The sequence below is a fragment of the Pseudomonas sp. BT-42-2 genome (assembly GCF_025847435.2).
Lineage (GTDB): Bacteria > Pseudomonadota > Gammaproteobacteria > Pseudomonadales > Pseudomonadaceae > Aquipseudomonas > Aquipseudomonas urmiensis.
In genome coordinates this window covers 43,874-63,306 of record NZ_JAOYTM010000014.1, presented here as the reverse complement: position 1 = coordinate 63,306, position 19,433 = coordinate 43,874, and the positions used below count along the sequence as shown (strand labels likewise).

At 61.1% G+C, this 19,433-nt stretch carries 17 protein-coding genes; 1 reads left to right on the top strand and 16 read right to left on the bottom strand.

The genetic code is table 11. The annotated features are described in order from the left end of the window. Positions 1 to 103: 103 nt before the first annotated feature. The 16 genes from dnaE to rpsB all read right to left on the bottom strand — a co-directional run bounded on the left by dnaE (position 104) and on the right by rpsB (position 18,295). Positions 104 to 3,628 carry a DNA polymerase III subunit alpha gene (dnaE, locus tag OIU19_RS17605; protein ID WP_264236106.1) on the bottom strand — a complete coding sequence of 1,175 codons (3,525 nt, stop codon included), beginning with the start codon at positions 3,626 to 3,628 and terminating at the stop codon, positions 104 to 106. A gap of 111 nt (positions 3,629 to 3,739) precedes the next feature. Continuing rightward, positions 3,740 to 4,363 (bottom strand): ribonuclease HII, encoded by a 624-nt coding sequence (rnhB, locus tag OIU19_RS17600; RefSeq protein WP_264236105.1) that lies wholly within the window; start codon positions 4,361 to 4,363, stop codon positions 3,740 to 3,742. After that, the gene (gene lpxB, locus OIU19_RS17595; protein ID WP_264236104.1) at positions 4,364 to 5,491 is read right to left on the bottom strand and encodes a lipid-A-disaccharide synthase; all 1,128 of its coding nucleotides are present in this window, start codon (positions 5,489 to 5,491) and stop codon (positions 4,364 to 4,366) included. 1 nt (position 5,492) lies between these two features. Then, complete coding sequence (gene lpxA, locus OIU19_RS17590) at positions 5,493 to 6,269, bottom strand: acyl-ACP--UDP-N-acetylglucosamine O-acyltransferase (RefSeq protein WP_264236103.1); 777 nt, start codon at positions 6,267 to 6,269, stop codon at positions 5,493 to 5,495. Further along, positions 6,266 to 6,706 (bottom strand): 3-hydroxyacyl-ACP dehydratase FabZ, encoded by a 441-nt coding sequence (gene fabZ, locus OIU19_RS17585; RefSeq protein WP_264236102.1) that lies wholly within the window; start codon positions 6,704 to 6,706, stop codon positions 6,266 to 6,268. Before fabZ ends, lpxA begins: the two co-directional genes overlap by 4 nt. A 112-nt stretch (positions 6,707 to 6,818) precedes the next feature. After that, positions 6,819 to 7,874 carry a UDP-3-O-(3-hydroxymyristoyl)glucosamine N-acyltransferase gene (lpxD, locus tag OIU19_RS17580; RefSeq protein ID WP_186555428.1) on the bottom strand — a complete coding sequence of 352 codons (1,056 nt, stop codon included), beginning with the start codon at positions 7,872 to 7,874 and terminating at the stop codon, positions 6,819 to 6,821. 1 nt (position 7,875) lies between these two features. Beyond that, positions 7,876 to 8,379, bottom strand: a complete 504-nt coding sequence (locus tag OIU19_RS17575; protein WP_186555429.1) for an OmpH family outer membrane protein — start codon at positions 8,377 to 8,379, stop codon at positions 7,876 to 7,878. 44 nt (positions 8,380 to 8,423) lie between these two features. Further along, complete coding sequence (bamA, locus tag OIU19_RS17570; protein WP_264236101.1) at positions 8,424 to 10,784, bottom strand: outer membrane protein assembly factor BamA; 2,361 nt, start codon at positions 10,782 to 10,784, stop codon at positions 8,424 to 8,426. 71 nt (positions 10,785 to 10,855) lie between these two features. Next, entirely contained in the window at positions 10,856 to 12,208 is a 1,353-nt protein-coding gene (rseP, locus tag OIU19_RS17565; protein ID WP_264236100.1) for an RIP metalloprotease RseP, read from the bottom strand. Between the two features lie 46 nt (positions 12,209 to 12,254). Then, positions 12,255 to 13,445, bottom strand: a complete 1,191-nt coding sequence (gene ispC / locus OIU19_RS17560; RefSeq protein ID WP_264236099.1) for a 1-deoxy-D-xylulose-5-phosphate reductoisomerase — start codon at positions 13,443 to 13,445, stop codon at positions 12,255 to 12,257. Continuing rightward, entirely contained in the window at positions 13,442 to 14,257 is an 816-nt protein-coding gene (locus OIU19_RS17555) for a phosphatidate cytidylyltransferase (RefSeq protein WP_186555433.1), read from the bottom strand. The genes ispC and OIU19_RS17555 overlap by 4 nt, the downstream gene beginning before the upstream one ends. Further along, positions 14,257 to 15,012: a polyprenyl diphosphate synthase gene (gene uppS, locus OIU19_RS17550; RefSeq protein ID WP_186555434.1), complete on the bottom strand. Its 756-nt coding sequence runs from the start codon at positions 15,010 to 15,012 to the stop codon at positions 14,257 to 14,259. Before uppS ends, OIU19_RS17555 begins: the two co-directional genes overlap by 1 nt. A gap of 16 nt (positions 15,013 to 15,028) precedes the next feature. Then, entirely contained in the window at positions 15,029 to 15,586 is a 558-nt protein-coding gene (gene frr / locus OIU19_RS17545) for a ribosome recycling factor (protein ID WP_264236098.1), read from the bottom strand. Further along, the gene (pyrH, locus tag OIU19_RS17540) at positions 15,583 to 16,326 is read right to left on the bottom strand and encodes a UMP kinase (RefSeq protein ID WP_084854362.1); all 744 of its coding nucleotides are present in this window, start codon (positions 16,324 to 16,326) and stop codon (positions 15,583 to 15,585) included. The genes frr and pyrH overlap by 4 nt, the downstream gene beginning before the upstream one ends. A 181-nt stretch (positions 16,327 to 16,507) precedes the next feature. Further along, the gene (gene tsf, locus OIU19_RS17535; RefSeq protein WP_264236097.1) at positions 16,508 to 17,371 is read right to left on the bottom strand and encodes a translation elongation factor Ts; all 864 of its coding nucleotides are present in this window, start codon (positions 17,369 to 17,371) and stop codon (positions 16,508 to 16,510) included. A 186-nt stretch (positions 17,372 to 17,557) separates the two neighbouring features. Further along, positions 17,558 to 18,295, bottom strand: coding sequence for a 30S ribosomal protein S2 (gene rpsB, locus OIU19_RS17530; protein ID WP_186555437.1), 738 nt, complete (start codon positions 18,293 to 18,295; stop codon positions 17,558 to 17,560). Between the two features lie 346 nt (positions 18,296 to 18,641). Between rpsB and map the strand changes: the two genes are divergently transcribed. After that, on the top strand, positions 18,642 to 19,424 hold the full coding sequence (gene map / locus OIU19_RS17525; protein WP_186555438.1) for a type I methionyl aminopeptidase: 783 nt from the start codon (positions 18,642 to 18,644) through the stop codon (positions 19,422 to 19,424). Positions 19,425 to 19,433 lie beyond the last annotated feature (9 nt).

Here is a 19,433-nt window from a genome sequence, read left to right as displayed (position 1 = left end):
GCATCCGTCTTGGGTCTACGGCCAGGCGGCCGGCCGGTTGATCCGTTTGGCGCCCTACCTTAAGGGATCAGGCGCGTTCAGGTCGAGATTAAAATTCGTCGCTTTAGCGGTATTGCAGGAAGACGTTCTCACGCCCGAACTGGTCACGCAGGGCCTGAATCAGGCCATCGGCGGGGTCAATTGACCATTCGTCGCCAAAGCGCAACATAGCTTTGGCATCACTGCCGGTGTATTCCAGGGTGATCGGGCACCCCCCGCGATGGCGGGTGATCAATTCGCCCAGCCAGCTCAGGCGATCGCCCTTGAGCGCGTCGTGCGCCACTTTAAGGCGCAGGCTTTCGGCCAGCCGCGTGCGCGCATCTTCCATGGTCATCACTTGCTTGACCCGCAGGCGCAGGCCGCCGGAGAAGTCGTCGTTACTGACCTCGCCCTCGATCACCACCATCGCATCGGTCTGCAACAGCGCTTGCGCGGCCATGAAGGCATCGGCGAACAGCGAGGCCTCGATCCGCCCTGAGCGGTCGTCGAGGGTAACGAAGCCCATCTTGTCGCCCTTCTTGTTCTTCATTACCCGCAGAGCAATGATCATGCCGGCCACCGTCTGTACTTCCCGAGACGGTTTGAGGTCGATGATGCGCTGGCGGGCGAAGCGGCGGATCTCGCTTTCGTATTCGTCGATCGGGTGACCGGTGAGGTACAGGCCGAGGGTGTCTTTCTCGCCCTTCAAGCGCTCCTTGAGGGTCAGCTCACGGACCTTGTGGTGGTTGGCGTAGACGTCGAGATCTTCTTCGACGAACAGCCCGCCAAACAGGTCGACGTGACCACTGTCGGCCGTACGCGCGGTCTGTTCGGCGGATTTCACCGCTTCTTCCAGTGCCGACAACAGCACGGCACGGTTGCGGTCGATGTTGGCCTGGTACGCCTTGATCTCGTCATGGAAGTGCGGGCCGAGACGGTCCAGCGCACCACTGCGGATCAACGCATCGAGGGTACGTTTGTTGACGCGCTTGAGGTCGATGCGCTCACAGAAATCGAACAAGTCCTTGAACGGGCCGCCCTTGGCCCGCGCCTCGACGATCGCTTCCACCGGCCCCTCACCGACGCCCTTGATCGCGCCCAGGCCATAGATGATGCGGCCATCGTCGTTGACCGTGAACTTGAACTCGGACATGTTCACATCCGGCGCATCGAGGCGCAGCTTCATGCTGCGCACTTCCTCGATCAGCACCACCACCTTGTCGGTGTTGTGCATATCCGCCGACAGCACCGCGGCCATGAACGGTGCCGGATGGTGGGTCTTGAGCCAGGCGGTTTGATAAGAAACCAGGCCATACGCTGCCGAGTGCGACTTGTTGAAGCCGTAGCCGGCGAATTTTTCTACCAGGTCGAAAATGTTGCCTGCCAGATCAGCATCGATGCCGTTGTTGGCACAACCTTCGATGAAGCCCCCGCGCTGCTTGGCCATCTCTTCGGGCTTTTTCTTACCCATCGCACGCCGCAGCATGTCGGCGCCACCGAGGGTATAGCCGGCCATGACCTGGGCGATCTGCATCACCTGTTCCTGATACAGGATGATGCCGTAGGTCGGTGCCAGCACCGGTTGCAGGCCTTCGTACTGGTAGTCCGGATGCGGATAGGCCAGCTCGGCGCGACCATGCTTACGGTTGATGAAGTCATCCACCATGCCCGACTGCAGCGGCCCTGGGCGGAACAGCGCCACCAGTGCGATGAGGTCTTCCAGGCAGTCGGGCTTGAGCTTTTTGATCAGCTCTTTCATGCCGCGCGACTCGAGCTGGAACACCGCCGTGGTTTCGGCCTTTTGCAGCAGCTCGTAGGTTTTCTTGTCGTCGAGTGGGATGAAGTCGATATTCAGGTCGGGCAGGCCGCTCTTGGCCTGCTCACGGTTGATCGTCTCCATCGCCCACTTGATGATGGTCAAGGTCCGCAGACCAAGGAAGTCGAACTTCACCAGGCCAGCCGCCTCGACGTCATCCTTGTCGAACTGGGTTACCAGGCCGCCGCCTTCCTCGTCACAGGCAATGGGCGAGAAGTCAGTGAGCTTGGTCGGTGCGATAACCACACCCCCGGCGTGCTTGCCGGTACCGCGGGTAACCCCCTCGAGCTTGAGGGCCATTTCCCAGATCTCGCGCGCATCCTCATCGCCCTTGAGGAAGTCACGCAGGATCTCTTCCTGCTCGTAGGCCTTCTCCAGGGTCATGCCGACTTCGAACGGAATCATCTTCGACAGACGGTCGGCCAGGCCATAGGACTTGCCCTGCACCCGCGCCACGTCGCGCACCACCGCCTTGGCCGCCATGGTGCCGAAGGTGATGATCTGGCTGACCGCGTTACGCCCGTAGGCATCGGCCACATACTCGATCACCCGGTCCCGACCGTCCATGCAGAAGTCAACGTCGAAGTCGGGCATCGATACCCGTTCCGGGTTGAGGAAACGCTCGAACAGCAGGTCGTAGGCCAGTGGGTCGAGGTCGGTGATCTTCAGTACATACGCAACCAGCGAGCCTGCACCCGACCCCCGGCCTGGGCCTACCGGCACGCCGTTGTTCTTGGCCCACTTGATGAAGTCCATAACGATCAGGAAGTAACCGGGGAAGCCCATCTGGATGATGATATCCAGCTCGAACTTCAAGCGGTCGAGGTAGACCTGGCGCTTGGCCTCATAATCTTCAGTGGTGTCCTTGGGCAGGATGACCGCCAGGCGTTCTTCCAGGCCTTCATGGGAAACATGGCGCAGATAATCATCAATGCCCATGCCGTTGGGCGTGGGGAAGTCAGGCAGGAAGTGCTTGCCCAGTTGTACCTGGATGTTGCAGCGCTTGGCGATTTCGACGGTGTTGGCGATGGCATCCGGCAGGTCGCTGAACAGCTCGGCCATTTCTTCCGGGCTTTTCAGGTACTGCTGGTCGCTGTACATGCGTGGACGACGTGGGTCGTCCAGGGTCCAGCCCTCGCCGATGCAGACGCGCGTCTCGTGGGCATCGAAGTCGGTTTGCTTGATGAAGCGCACGTCGTTGGTTGCCACCAGCGGCGCACCCAGCCGGTCGGCCAGGGCCACGGCAGCGTGCAGGTACTCTTCGTCGCCAGCGCGATTGGTGCGCTGTACCTCGACATAGAAGCGCTCAGGGAACAACGCCATCCAGTCGCGCAGCAACGCCTCGGCGTCATCGGTGCGACCGCCAAGCAAGGCCATGCCGATATCACCCTCGCGGGCCGCAGACAGGGCAATCAGCCCCTCGCTGGCCGGCGCGATCCAGTCACGCTGGATGACCACCAGGCCATTGCGCTGACCATCGACCCAACCGCGCGAGATCAGCTCGGTGAGATTGCGATAGCCCTTGGGGTTCATGGCCAAAAAGCAGATGCGCGACAGCGGTGCTTCCGGGTCTGCACCGGCCAGCCACAGGTCGGCGCCGCAGATCGGCTTGATCCCGGCGCCCATGGCGTTCTTGTAGAACTTCACCAGCGAGCACATGTTGCTCTGGTCGGTAATCGCCACCGCCGGCATGTTCATCCCGGCCAAGGCCTTGGCCAGCGGCTTGATCCGCACCAGGCCATCGACCAGGGAGAATTCGGAGTGCACGCGAAGGTGAACGAAGGAAACCGACATGGAGGGTCCTATAGCAGAGCAAGACAACAAGCGCGGGATTGTACCGCAACAGGCAAAGATTGAGTGGCGCGGTGAAACAATTGGGGCCCCGCAGCGGCCCCAATAAGCGGATCAGATCAGCGAGGTAGAGACGCCCTCACGCGCCTCCCAGGCCGCACGCACCGGCGCGAACGAGCGCCGGTGAATCGGCGTTGGCCCCAACCGTGCCAGTGCTTCCAGATGCACCGGAGTCGGATACCCCTTGTGCCCGCCCATCCCATAACCGGGATAGATCAGCTCGAACGCGCTCATCTCCCGATCACGGGTGACCTTGGCCAAAATCGATGCCGCAGCGATCGCCGGCACCTGGGCATCGCCCTGCACCACCGGCGCCGCTGGCACGGCCAGCTTGGGGCAACGATTGCCGTCGATCAGCGCCAGTTTCGGCGTGATGCTCAAGCCCTCGACCGCGCGCTGCATGGCCAGCATGGTCGCCTGGAGAATGTTCAGGCGGTCGATCTCTTCGACCTCGGCGCGAGCAATGCAAAAGGCCAGGGCCTTTTCACAGATTTCGTCGAACAGCGCCTCGCGCTTGGCCTCGGTGAGCTTCTTCGAGTCGTTCAGGCCCAGGATCGGCCGATTGGGGTCAAGAATCACCGCAGCGGTGACCACCGCGCCGCACAGCGGACCGCGACCGACTTCATCGACGCCGGCGACCAGCTCTTCGACCAGGTTGAAATCCAGCCCCATCTGCATCTAGCGCTGCTCCAGCAAGGCAAGCACCGCCTCTGCCGCCTGGTTCGAGGCGTCACGACGCAAGGTGCGGTGAATCTGATCAAAGCTTTCGGTTTGCTGGCTGCCATCGGCCACCAGTGGGGCCAGGGTCTGCGCCAGGGCCTCGCTGGTCGCAGCGTCCTGCAGCAGCTCGGGCACCAACAGACGCTGAGCCAGCAGGTTGGGCAGCGACACGTACGGGCTCTTCACCAGGCGCTTGAGGATCCAGTAGGTCAACGGTGCCAGGCGATAGGCGACGACCATCGGCCGTTTGTACAGCATCGCCTCCAGCGTCGCCGTGCCCGAAGCGATCAACACCGCGTCGCAGGCTGCCAGCGCTTGGTGCGACTGACCGTCAAGCAAGGTCAAGGGTAGGTCGCGGCCTTCGAGCATCTGTTCAACCTGGGCGCGACGCGCCTGATTGGCACATGGCAGCACGAAGCGCACCCCCGGCACCAACGCTCGCAGGCGCTCGGCGGCATCCATGAACAATGCGCCCAAACGGCCGACTTCACCGCCGCGGCTGCCCGGCATCAGCGCGACCAGAGGCCCCGCGCTCAAACCCAGTTCAGCGCGCGCGGCCTGTCGATCAGCGTCCAGCGGGATGGTATCGGCCAGCGGATGCCCGACAAAGCGCACCGGTACGCCCTGCTCTTCGTAGAACCGCGCCTCGAATGGCAGCAGCGTCAGCATCAGGTCGCAACCTTCACGGATCTTCAGCACCCGCTTCTGCCGCCACGCCCACACCGAAGGGCTAACGTAGTGCACGGTCTTGATCCCGGCCTGACGCAGCTTGAGTTCGATATTGAGGGTGAAATCCGGCGCATCGATGCCGATGAACACATCCGGCTTCTCGGCGATCAGGGTCTGGATCAAGGCCTTGCGGCGCTTGAGCAGCTCGCGCAGGCGCCCCAGCACTTCCACCAGGCCCATCACCGCCAGGCGCTCCATGGGAAAGTACGACTGCATGCCTTCGGCTTCCATCAACGGACCGCCGACACCGATGAACCGCACCTGGGGGTGACGCGCCTTGAGCGCACGCATCAAGCCCGAGCCAAGAATGTCGCCGCTGGCCTCGCCCGCGACCAACGCTACGCAGAGCTGGCCCATGTCAGCGAGTGATGCCGCGAGCGGAATTCACGATCGACTCACGGAACAGCGCAACCTCAGGGTGTTGGCTGGCGAGCTCTTCGAGCTCTTTGAGCGCGTCTTCAACCGTCAGGCCTTGGCGATAGACAGTCTTGTAGGCGCGTCGCAACGCATGGATCACTTCATCGCTGAAGCCACGACGGCGCATACCCTCGAAGTTCATGCTGCGCGCTTCGGCAGGGCTGCCGAACACGGTGACGAAGGCTGGTACGTCTTTGCCGATCGCGGTGCCCATGCCAGAAAACGCATGCGCGCCGATATGGCAGTACTGATGCACCAGGGTGTAACCGGACAGGATCGCCCAGTCGCCAACGTGCACATGGCCCGCCAGTGCAGTGTTATTGACCAGGATGCAATGATTGCCGATCACGCTGTCGTGGCCGATGTGGGCATAAGCCATGATCAGGTTGTGATCGCCCAGGGTGGTTTCCGCGCGGTCCTGGATGGTGCCACGGTGGATGGTCACGCCTTCGCGAATGACATTGTGGTCGCCAATCACCAGGCGCGTGGCCTCTCCCTTGTACTTGAGGTCAGGGGTGTCTTCACCAATCGAGGAAAACTGGTAGATGCGGTTGTGCTTGCCGATCCGGGTCGGCCCTTTGAGCACAACGTGCGGGCCGATGACGGTGCCCTCCCCGACTTCGACATCGGGCCCTACGATCGACCAAGGGCCCACCTCGACGCCTTCGGCCAGCTTGGCCGTAGGATCGATGATCGCCCGCGGATCAATCGAATTCATAGGGAACGTTCCGCGCAGGTAATTTCAGCCGAGCAGACTGGCTTGCCATCGACCAGGGCGCTGCACTCGAACTTCCAGATCTTGCTCTTGCGGCTGAGGAACTTGGCTTCCAGCACCAGTTGATCGCCCGGCAGTACCGGCTGACGGAAACGCAGCTTGTCGGAGCCGACGAAATAGTAGAGCGTGCCATCGGCAGGCTTGGCGTCAAGCATCTTGAATCCGAGAATCCCGGCCGCCTGGGCCATCGCCTCGATGATCAGCACGCCCGGCATGATTGGATGCGCGGGGAAATGGCCATTGAAGAACGGCTCATTGATGCTGACATTCTTGTAGGCACGAATGCTCTGGGCCTCGAAGTCCAGCTCCGTCACACGGTCCACCAACAGGAACGGGTAACGGTGAGGCAGGTATTCGCGAATCTCGTTGATGTCCATCATTTCGGGGGGAGCCTGTAATAAGAATAGGGAGCGCAGGTGCTGACCACACGCTCCTTTTGCAATCCAAAGAGGAGCCAGCTAGCGACGGTTCACTCTTGCTCAGGAAATGGTATCAGCCTTCTGATGTCGGCTGGCCACCTGAGGTCACGGTATCGACACGTTTTTCCAGTTGCTGGAGACGCTTGGCCATCTCGTCCAGCTGACGAATGCGCGCCGCGCTTTTGCGCCAATCGCCCAAGGTCTGCATGGCCGTACCCGAAGAATAGCCACCCGGCTCGGTGATCGAACGGGTAACCATGGTCATGCCGGAGACGAATACGTTGTCGCACACATCGATATGACCGACCATGCCAACGCCGCCGGCGATGGTGCAATGCTTGCCGATGCGGGTGCTACCAGAAATGCCGACACAGGCCGCCATCGCGGTGTGGTCGCCAATCTGCACGTTGTGGGCGATCTGGATCTGGTTATCCAGCTTGACCCCGTCACCAATGCGCGTGTCCGACAGCGCGCCGCGGTCGACCGCAGTGTTCACCCCGATCTCGACGTCGTCGCCAATGGTCACGCCGCCGATCTGGGCGATCTTGCGCCAAACGCCCTTCTCGTTGGCAAAGCCGAAGCCTTCACCGCCGATCACGGCGCCGGACTGAATGGTCACGCGCTGGCCGATGGTCACGTCGTGATACAACGTGACCCGCGGCGCCAACCAGCCACCTTCACCAATCACGCAGCGAGCACCGATGAAGCAGTGCGCGCCGACGGTTACGTTGGCCGCAATCTGCGCACCGCTTTCGATCACCGCGAACGGTCCGATGCTGGCGCTGGCGTCCACCTGGGCATCTTCGGCAACCACGGCGCTGGGATGAATACCCGCCACAGCCTTGGGCTTGGGATCGAACAGATGGGAGATGCGTGCATAGGCAAGGTAAGGATCAGCAACGATCAGCGCATTGCCTGCGTAACCTTCGGCATCCGCGGCCTTGAGCAGTACCGCCGCAGCCTGGGCGTTATCCAGGTACTTGCGGTACTGCGGATTGGCCAGGAAGCTCAACTGCCCGGGACCGGCCTCCTGCAAGGTGGCCAGGCCGGTGATTTGCAGCGACTCGGGCCCCTTGAGGGTGGCGCCGAGCGCCTCGGCCAGTTGGCCGAGCGTCATGGTCAGGGTCATATCAACGGGCTTGGTTCATGCGCTCGATGACTTGGCGAGTGATGTCGTACTGCGGTTTGACATCGATCACTGCGCCGCGCTCGAGCACCAGGTCAAAGCCACCCTTCTTGATCACTTCTTCCACAGCGCCGTCCAGCTTAGGCTTGAGCTGCTTGAGCATGTCACGGTCGGCAACGGCCTTGGCTTCGTTGAGTTCCTTGGACTGGAACTGGAAGTCACGGGCTTTTTGCTTGAATTCGAGCTCCAGGCGCTCACGCTCTTGCTGCTGCATCTTATCGCCGCCCTTGATCAGACGGTCCTGGATGCCCTTGGCGCTGCTTTCCAGGCTCTTGAGCTTGGTCAGCTGTGGGCCGAACTTCTTCTCCGCATCCACTGCGTACTTTTTCGCAGCGTCCGACTCGAGCAGTGCCATCTGGTAGTTCAGCACGGCAACTTTCATTTCGGCGAAAGCCGGGGTGGCGACCAGCGCCGCGGCCATAACGGCCATTTGAGTCAACTTACGCACGATGCACTCCTGAATAAACCGTTGTCGTTAAGCGAGGGCCGACCTTAGAAGGTCTGGCCCAGAGAGAATTGGAACACCTGGGTATCGGCTTCGTCCGGCTTCTTGATCGGCATCGCCAGGCTGAAGCTCAACGGGCCCAAGGCCGTAATCCAGGTCACGCCCAGGCCGACCGAGCTGGCCAGGCCAGACAGGCCGACTTTCTCGCAATCAGGCTTGGAGCCGCAATTGGTGTCGAACACGTTACCCACATCCCAGAACACGGAAGTACGCAGCGAGCGCTGGTCCTTGACGAACGGCAGCGGGAACAGCAACTCGACACCACCTTGAACCAGCACGTTACCACCGAATGGCAGCGGATCCTGATCCGGGTCGGCGACAGTGCCTTGGTTGCCGGTAACGCCCGCACCACGGCTTGGCGTACTACGTGGACCCAGGCTGCTGTCCTTGAAGCCACGCACCGAGTTGAAACCACCCGCGTAGTAGTTCTCGTAGAACGGCAGGCCGGAAGTGCCGCCGAAGCCGTCGCCGTAACCCAACTCAGTGTGCAGACGCAGGGTGTAGTCGTTGTTGATTGGCTTGAACAGCTGGCCGCGGTAGTCGAGCTTGTAGAACGACAGGTCGCTGCCCGGCACTGTGGTTTCCAGGGTCAGGCTTTGCGAATGACCACGGGTTGCCAGCACGCCTTTGTTCAGGGTCGACTCGGACCAACCGACCGACGCCTTGAAGTTGAGGAAGTTATCGCCTTCCTTCTCGACGAAGTCGAAGATCTCGTCAACGGTGTAACGGCCAGTCTTGAGTTTGTCCTGCTGTACGGTCAGGCCGTAGGTCAGACGCGACGTTTCGCTGATCGGGTAACCGATGCTGACACCAGCGCCCAGGCTGTCTACTGCGTAGCTGGCTACGTCGACGTCGAGGTCGTCGTAGTCGGTGCTGCGGTAGAAGGCGTTGTAACCCAGGCTGACGCCATCGGCAGTCCAGTAGGGGTCAACGAAGCCGAAGTTGTAGCGGGTCTGGTATTCGCTTCGGGTCAGGCCGATCGACACCTTGTTACCGGTACCCAGGAAGTTGGTCTGGCTGATCGAGCCACCGAGGATCAGGCCCGCGCTCTGGGCGAAACCGACGCTGGCGGTGATCGAGCCGGAAGCCTGCTCTTCAACGCTGTAGTTGACGTCGACCTGGTCGTCGGTGCCTGGCACTGGCGGGGTCTCGACGTTGACTTCCTTGAAGAAGCCCAGGCGCTCCAGACGGGTCTTGGACTGGTCGATCAGGTAGGTTGACGCCCAGCCTCCTTCCATCTGGCGCATTTCGCGACGCAGCACTTCGTCTTCGGTCTTGGTGTTCCCGCGGTAGTTGATGCGGTTGACGTAGGCACGCTTACCCGGGTCGACCACGAACATGATGTCGACGGTGTGGTCTTCATCGTTCGGTTGCGGCACGCCGTTGACGTTGGCGAAGGTATAGCCTTCGTTACCCAGGCGACGGGTGATCAGGTCGGACGTGGTGGTCATCACCTTGCGCGAGAACACCTGGCCAGGCTGCACCAGCAGCAGCGACTTGACCTGGTCTTCCGGCACCTTGAGGTCGCCGGACAGCTTCACGTCACGAACGGTGTACTTCTCACCTTCGTTGATGTTGACGGTGATGTACACGTGCTTCTTGTCCGGGGTAATCGATACCTGGGTCGAAGCGATGTCCATGTTGATGTAGCCGCGGTCCAGGTAGTAGGAACGCAGGCGCTCCAGATCACCGGAGAGTTTTTCGCGGGCATACTTGTCGTCGTTCTTGAAGAACGACAGCCAGTTGGTGGTCTTGAGCTCGAACAGTTGACCAAGTTCTTCATCATCGAAAACGGTGTTGCCCACCACGTTGATGTGCTGGATGGCAGCGACCGTGCCTTCGTTGATCTTGATCTTCAGGCCAACGCGGTTGCGCGGCTGCGGCACCACCTCGGCGTCGACTTCAGCCGAGTAGCGGCCCTGGGCCACGTACTGGCGCTGCAGCTCGTTACGCACACCTTCAAGGGTGGCGCGCTGGAAGATTTCGCCTTCGGCCAGGCCCGACTGCTTCAGACCTTTCATCAGGTCTTCGGTGCTGATCGCCTTGTTGCCTTCGATCTCGATGCTCGACACCGACGGGCGCTCGACCACGTTGATGATCAGGACATTGCCGTCGCGGCTCAGCTGGATGTCCTGGAAGAAGCCGGTCTTGAACAGCGAGCGGGTGGAGTCCACCAGGCGACGGTCGTCGACCTGATCGCCCACGTTCAGGGGCAAGGCGCCGAACACGCTGCCGGCGGAAACCCGCTGCAGGCCGTTGACACGAATATCGGAGATGGTGAAGGACTCGGCGTGAACTTCAGCGATCATCAGTGCGGAGAGGACCGCAGTTAGCAGCAGACGTTTCATGAAGTCCTTTTATTCCAACTGGCAATAAACAACCTGCCGCGAAAGGGCGGCAGGTTCGCAATGCGAAGCTTTTATAGTCGACCCAGATCGTTGATCAGGGCGAGCAACATCACCCCTATGACCAAACTGATACCGATCTGGACCCCCCAACCTTGCACCCGATCCGACAGCGGACGACCGCGCGCCAACTCGATCAGGTAGAACAGCAAATGCCCCCCATCCAGTACGGGAATGGGCAGCAGGTTAAGAACCCCCAGGCTTATGCTCAGGTAGGCCAGGAAATTCAGGAAATCCCCAACGCCCGACTGGGCTGAAGCGCCCGCCACTTTAGCAATGGTTATCGGTCCGCTCAAGTTTTTTACCGAGAGCTCCCCGAACAGCATTTTCTTCAGCGATTCAAGGGTCAGTATGCTCATGTTCCAGGTACGCGAGAGGCCCTCGCCCACCGCTTCGAGCGGCCCATAGCTGACTTCGCGGAGCATCTTGGCGGGCCATTCGCCACCTTTGACGCCAGCCCCGAGGTAGCCACCGGAGGCTTGACCTTCGCCTTTACGGGCCAAGGTCACCGGGATATCCAGCACCGCGCCGTCACGCTCGACGCGCAATTGCACCTTGGCCTCGGGACGAGCACGGACACTGTCGACCACTTGTTGCCAGTCGTTCAGGGCAGCGCCATCCAGGCTCAGCAGCTTGTCACCGGTCTTGAGCCCGGCAGCCGCAGCCGGCCCCTTCGGATCGATCTCGGCCAGCACCGGGCTGATTACTGGACGCCAGGGGCGCAAGCCCAGCGACTGGATCGGGTCAGGCTCATCCGCGCCTTTGAGCCATTGATCGAGCTTGATCTCGTGCTGACGCTCGGCTGTGGCGCCTTCATCGAGAACGCCAACACGCAGCACACCGCTTTCGCCAAGACGCCGTACCAACTGCAGATTGACCGCGGACCAACCATTGGTCGCCTTACCGTCAACCGAAACGATTTCTTGACCTGCGACCAAGCCAGCAGAAGCGGCCAGGCTCGCGGGCTCAACGGCACCAATCACCGGGCGCACCTGCTGAGTGCCGAGCATGGCCAGGGCCCAGAAGAACACGATGGCCAGGAGGAAGTTGGCAATAGGCCCGGCAGCAACGATGGCGATACGCTGCCCTACCGGCTTGCGATTGAACGATTGATCGACCAGCGCAGGCGGCACGTCGCCCTCGCGCTCGTCGAGCATCTTGACGTAGCCACCCAGCGGAATCGCCGCGACGACGAACTCGGTGCCATGGCGGTCGTGCCAGCGCAGCAGCGGCGTGCCGAAGCCGACCGAGAAACGCAGCACCTTGACCCCACAACGGCGGGCCACCCAGAAGTGGCCGAACTCATGGAAAGTGACAAGTACACCCAGCGCCACCAGGGTGCCGATAATCATGTAGAGCGCAGTCATATCCATCTCCGAATGACGTTCAGCACAACTCTGGAGCCACTACGCATCAGCGAGCGTGACGCCGCAACCATTCACGGGACAGCTCCCGGGCACGCTGGTCGGCAGCAAACACCGCATCCAGCGAGGGCAATGACACCACCGGCTCCTGGTCGAGCACCTGTTCGATCATACCCGCGATCTCCGGGAAGCGGATACGCCGCTGGAGAAATGCCTCGACCGCCACTTCATTGGCCGCATTGAGTACCGCCGGGGCGCTATTACCCGCCTCGGCCGCCTGGCGCGCCAGGCGCAGGCAAGGGAAGCGCTGCTCGTCGGGGGCCTGGAAGTCCAGGCGAGCTACCGCGAACAGATCCAGCGGGGCAACCCCGGAGTCGATCCTTTGCGGCCAGGCCAGGGCGTTGGCGATGGGGGTGCGCATGTCCGGGTTACCCAACTGGGCCAGCACCGAGCCATCGACATAATCCACCAGCGAGTGGATCACGCTCTGGGGATGCACCACCACTTCCACCTGCGCCGGCGCCGCATCGAACAGCCAGCAGGCTTCGATCAGCTCCAGGCCTTTATTCATCATGCTCGCCGAATCGACGGAAATCTTGCGCCCCATCGACCAGTTGGGGTGCGCGCACGCTTGTTCTGGAGTGACATGCTCAAGCTCGGCTGCCGACGCTTCGCGGAACGGCCCACCAGAGGCGGTCAGCAGGATGCGGCGCACCCCCACAGCACTCAAGCCCTGGGCATAATTGCCCGGCAGGCACTGGAAGATGGCGTTGTGCTCGCTGTCGATGGGCAGCAGTACCGCGCCACTGCGCCGCACGGCGTCCATGAACAGCGCGCCGGACATCACCAGGGCTTCTTTATTGGCCAGCAAGACCTTCTTGCCCGCCTCGACTGCCGCCAGGGTTGGCCGCAGGCCGGCAGCGCCGACAATCGCCGCCATCACCGCATCCACGTCGCTGGCAGCGGCCACTTGGCAAAGCCCCGCCTCGCCTTCCAGTACTTCGGTGACGCTACCCGCGGCACTCAGACCAGCACGCAAACGGCTAGCGGCCTCTGCGCTCGGCACCACGGCGTAGACCGGACGATGACGCAGGCACAGGGCCAGCAACTCATCCACCTGCGAGTAACCGCTCAGGGCGAACACCTGGTAACGCTCAGGATGACGGGCGATCACATCCAGCGTGCTAAGGCCGATCGAGCCGGTGGCACCCAGCACCGTAATGCGTTGCACTCGGCTCACATGACACCCCATTCAGCAGCCCAGAGCAGCACGGCGAACATCGGAATCGCGGCGGTCAGGCTGTCGATGCGATCGAGCACGCCGCCATGCCCAGGCAGCAGATTGCTGCTGTCCTTGATCCCTTCGCGGCGCTTGAACATGCTTTCGGTGAGGTCGCCGACCACCGAGGCCATGACTACCACCACGGCGCCCAGCAAGCCCAGCAGCAACTGGCCGATGCTCCACTCGCGCACCAGGCCGACACCCAGCGCAATCAGCAGGCTGACGGTGAGGCCACCATAGACGCCCTCCCAGCTCTTGCCTGGACTGACCTGCGGGGCCAGCTTGCGCTTGCCAAAGGCTCGACCGGAGAAATACGCGCCGATATCGGCGGCCCAGACCAGCACCATGACCGACAGGATCAGGCCGTTCCCCAGCGGCCAATGCTTGAGCAGCACCAACCCCTGCCACGCCGGCAGCAACACCAGCAGACCAATCAACAGACGGCAAGCGGCGCTGCTCCACAGCTCGCTGCTACGCGGATACGTCAGTACCAGCCAGGTGGCCAACCCCCACCAGATCACCGAAGCGCCGAGCACCCAGGGCGCCAGGTCCGGCATCAGGTACAGCAGCATCAGCGCCCCGGCAACCACCGCGGCGTAGGCAATGCGCAGCGGCTGGGCCATCAGCCCAGCCAAGCGTGCCCATTCCCAGGCGCCAAGCGTTACTACGAAGCCGATGAAGAGGGCGAAATCCCCGCCATTGAGCAGGAAGAAGCCACCCAGCGCGATCGGCAGCAGGATCAGCGCGGTTATGATGCGTTGTTTAAGCATTAAGCACGAGCTCCAGCCTCGACCTGCTCGCTGGTCTTACCAAAGCGGCGCTGGCGCGAAGCGAAATCGGCCAGGGCGGTACGCATGGCCTCGTGTTTGAAGTCCGGCCAGAACAGGTCGGAGAAATACAGCTCGGCATAGGCCAGCTGCCACAGCAGGAAATTGCTGATGCGGTGCTCGCCACCGGTCCGGATACACAAGTCAGGCAACGGCAGATCGCCCGTCGACAGGCAGGTCTGCAACAAGCCAGGGGTGATGTCGTCCGGGCGCAGATGACCGGCCTGGACCTCACGGGCCAACCGCTGGGCGGCCTGGGCGATGTCCCACTGACCACCGTAGTTGGCGGCGACCTGGAGAATGAAGCGATTACTCCCCGCAGTCGCAGCCTCGGCCTCGCGCATGGCTGCTTGCAGTTCCGGATGGAAGCGCGAGCGATCACCAATGATGCGCAGGCTGATGTTGTTCTCGTTGAGGCGCCGAGCTTCGCGGCGCAAGGCCGTGAAGAACAGCTCCATCAACGCGCCGACTTCTTCCGCCGGACGCTGCCAGTTTTCACTGGAGAAGGCGAACAGGGTCAGCACCTCGACCCCAGCCTCGGCACAGACCTCAATCACCGCACGCACGGCATCGACGCCTGCTTTGTGACCGGCAACGCCGGGCAGCAGACGCTTCTTCGCCCAGCGATTGTTGCCGTCCATGATGATCGCAACGTGGCGCGGCACCGAGGACGGTGCCGCTTGCTTGGTCTTATCCATGAAGAAAACCCTGGCCTCAGACGGCCATCAGGTCCTTCTCCTTGGCTTTCACGGCGACTTCGATCTCGGCCACGAACTTGTCGGTCAGCTTCTGGATGTCATCAGCGGCGCGACGCTCTTCGTCTTCGCTGATTTCCTTTTCCTTGACCAGGTCCTTGAGCTGGCTCAGGGCGTCACGACGGATGTTACGCACAGCGATACGACCGTCTTCTGCCGCGTCACGCGCCTGCTTGGTGAAGCCCTTGCGGGTTTCTTCGGTCAGCGGCGGCATGTTGATCAGCAGCAGTTCGCCAAGGTTGGTCGGGTTCAGGTTCAGGCCTGCACTGCCAATCGCCTTGTCGACCGCGCCGAGCATGTTGCGCTCGAAAGCGACGACCTGCAGGGTGCGCGAATCCTTGACGGTGATGTTGGCCACTTGCTTGATAGGCGTGTCGGCGCCGTAGTAAGGCACCATCACACCTTCCAGAATGCTCGGGTGGGCGACACCGGTGCGGATACGGCTGAACGCATGCTGGAGCGACTCCAGCGACTTGGTCATGCGTTCCTGAGCATCTTTCTTGATTTCGTTGATCATGCTTGGCCTTCCTCGATCAAAGTACCTTCAGCGCCACCCACCACGATGTTCAGCAGGGCGCCAGGTTTGTTCATGTTGAATACCCGCAATGGCATCTTGTGGTCGCGGCACAGGCAGATTGCGGTCAGGTCCATCACACCAAGCTTGCGATCCAAGACCTCATCATAGGTGAGGTGATCGAACTTCTCGGCATGCGGATCCTTGAATGGATCGGCAGTGTACACACCGTCGACCTTGGTCGCCTTCAGCACCACATCAGCATCGATTTCGATGGCACGCAGGCAGGCTGCGGAGTCGGTGGTGAAGAACGGGTTGCCGGTACCGGCGGAGAAAATTACCACATCCCCGGAGTTGAGGTGGCGAATAGCTTTGCGACGATCGTAATGATCGGTGACGCCAACCATGGAAATGGCCGACATGACCAGGGCCGGGATGTTCGAACGCTCGAGGGCGTCGCGCATGGCCAGGGCGTTCATCACGGTGGCAAGCATGCCCATGTGGTCGCCAGTAACGCGATCCATGCCGGCTGCGCTAAGCGCTGCGCCGCGGAACAGGTTGCCGCCACCGATGACCAGGCCTACCTGGACACCGATACCGACCAACTGGCCCACTTCCAGGGCCATACGATCCAATACTTTCGGGTCGATCCCGAACTCTTCCGAGCCCATCAGGGCCTCGCCGCTAAGTTTGAGCAAAATGCGTTTATAGCGAGGTTGGCGACCACTCACCTGCTGAGCCATTGCGAGTCTCTCCTGCGGCGTCTTTAAGAAAATTCTGCGCGGGCTGGATACAGCCTGCTAACTGTAGCGTGGCGCTGCTTCAGCGCCAGCGGAGCCAGGTCGGATAAACCCGGCACCGGTTTGACAAAGAGGCTGCGCGCGTGAGCGGGCAGCCTCTTTGGGGCGACAGACGGAGTCTGTCTTACTGCTTGGCAGCAGCCAGCTGAGCGGCAACTTCTTCAGCGAAGTTGTCAACTGGCTTCTCGATGCCTTCGCCGACTTTGAAGTAGGTGAAGGAAACGATTTCAGCACCGGCTTTCTTGGCCAGTTCGCCGACCTTGATCTCCGGGTTCATGACGAAGGCTTGCTCTTTCAGCGAGGCTTCGGCTTTGAACTTGGTGATACGACCGTTGATCATGTTCTCAACGATGTTCTCAGGCTTGCCAGCGATTTTGTCGGCGTTCAGCTGCAGGAAGACAGCCTTCTCGCGCTCGATGGCTTCGGCGGAGATTTCCGACGAATCCAGGAACTCTGGGTTCGACGCAGCAACGTGCATGGCGATTTCTTTGGCCAGCTGGACGTCGCCGCCCTTCAGGACCACAGCCACACCGATCTTGTTGCCGTGCAGGTAGGTACCGACCACGTCGCCTTCGACGCGCACCAGGCGGCGAATGTTGACGTTCTCGCCGCACTTGGCAACCAGGGCTTCGCGAGCGGCTTCACGGGAAGCGATCAGCGGAGCTGCGTCGGTCAGCTTCTCGGCGAAGGCTTGCTCAACGCTTTCAGCGACGAAGTTCTTGAAGTCGTCTTGCAGGGCCAGGAAGTCGGTCTGCGAGTTGACTTCCAGCAGAACGGCTACCTTGTCGTCGGCCTTGATGGCGATAGCGCCTTCAGCGGCAACGTTGCCAGCCTTCTTGGCGGCCTTGATGGCGCCCGAGGCACGCATATCGTCAATGGCTTTCTCGATGTCGCCGCCAGCCTTTTCCAAGGCCTTTTTGCAATCCATCATGCCTTCGCCGGTACGCTCGCGCAGTTCTTTTACCAGCGCTGCAGTAATTGCTGCCATTTCAAAATCCTCTTGGAAAGTTTTTCAACCATTCCACCCGCTCGTCACGGGCGTTCAATTCTGTAAATCCACTGTCTTCTCGCCTGCGAAAAACATGATGCGGCGCTAATGCTGACAGGAGGATTTCAGGTGGCAAAAAGGGGGCCAAGCCCCCTTTTCGCGTGCTAAGTAGACGCCAGGCGTCAATTACTCAGCAGCTGGTGCCGCCGCTTCTTCAGCGTAGACTTCGGTGCCGCCAGCAACGTTGTTGCGGCCGCGGATGACAGCGTCAGCCATCGAAGTCATGTACAGCTCGATGGCGCGGATGGCGTCGTCGTTGCCTGGGATGATGTAATCAACACCTTCCGGGCTGCTGTTGGTATCGACAACGCCGATAACCGGGATGCCCAGCTTGTTAGCTTCGGTGATCGCGATGCGCTCGTGATCAACGTCGATAACGAACAGAGCGTCAGGCAGACCGCCCATATCCTTGATACCACCCAGGCTGCGGTCCAGCTTCTCCAGATCGCGCGAACGCATCAGAGCTTCTTTCTTGGTCAGCTTGGTGAAGGTACCATCTTCGGCCTGGGTTTCCAGGTCACGCAGACGCTTGATCGAAGCGCGGATGGTTTTGTAGTTGGTCAGCATGCCGCCCAACCAGCGGTGATCAACGTATGGCGAACCGCAACGAGCTGCTTGCTCGGCGACCAGTTTGCCGGCGGAACGCTTGGTGCCGACGAACAGGATCTTGTTCTTGCCCTGGGCCAGGCGCTCTACGAACGACAGAGCGTCGTTGAACATTGGCAGGGTTTTTTCCAGGTTGATGATGTGGATCTTGTTACGCGCGCCGAAAATGTATTTACCCATTTTCGGGTTCCAGTAACGGGTCTGGTGACCGAAGTGCACACCGGCCTTCAGCATATCGCGCATGTTGACTTGGGACATGATAGTTCCTTGATAAGTCGGGTTGGGCCTCCACGTATCCCAATGACCAACCCGCGAAGCCGAAGCGTTCGGGGCACCCAGGCCATCGTGTCGACACGTGTGTGGGTTTAAGCTTGCCGGGACCTCCCGGAAAGCGGCGCATTTTATACCACAGACCGCGCACGAACGGAACCCGAATACTGTCTCGTCCGTCAGCGGCTTTTGCAGCCAGCGGCCAATCGCGCCAAAATGCCTCCAATAGACCGCAGCAACAGCGTCTTTATCCCGACAGATCGACGCCCTGCTCTGCTAGAATCCGGCCTTTCCCGTTTGTTCGCGCCCCATGTGGCGCCGTAGAGAGCCTGTAATGACCGTTACCATCAAGACCGCAGAAGACATCGAGAAGATGCGCATCGCCGGCCGCCTGGCCGCTGAAGTGCTGGAAATGATCGAAGAGCACGTCAAGCCCGGTGTCACCACCGAAGAGCTCGACCGCCTGTGCCATGACTATATCGTCAACGTCCAACAGGCCATCCCGGCGCCGCTCAACTACAAGGGCTACCCCAAGTCGATCTGCACCTCGATCAACCACGTGGTCTGCCATGGCATTCCCAATGACAAGCCCTTGAAGAACGGCGACACGCTGAACATCGACGTCACCGTGATCAAGGACGGCTACCACGGCGACACCAGCCGCATGTTCCATGTCGGCACGGTCCCGGTATGGGCCGAGCGCCTGTCGCAAGTCACCCAGGAATGCATGTACAAGGCCATCGAGCTGGTCAAGCCAGGCTGCCGCCTGGGTGACATCGGCGAAGTGATCCAGAAACACGCCGAGAAGAACGGTTTCTCGGTGGTGCGCGAGTTCTGCGGCCACGGCATCGGCAAGGTGTTCCATGAAGAGCCGCAGATCCTGCACTACGGCCGCGCGGGTACCGGCATGGAGCTCAAGGAAGGCATGACTTTCACCATCGAGCCGATGATCAACCAGGGCAAGGCTGACACCAAGGTACTGGGCGACGGCTGGACCGCCATCACCAAGGACCGCAAGCTCTCGGCGCAGTGGGAACACACCCTGGTGGTGACGGCTACCGGTTACGAAATCTTCACCCTGCGCAAAGACGACACCATCCCCCGTACGTCGGCCTAATACCTTCAG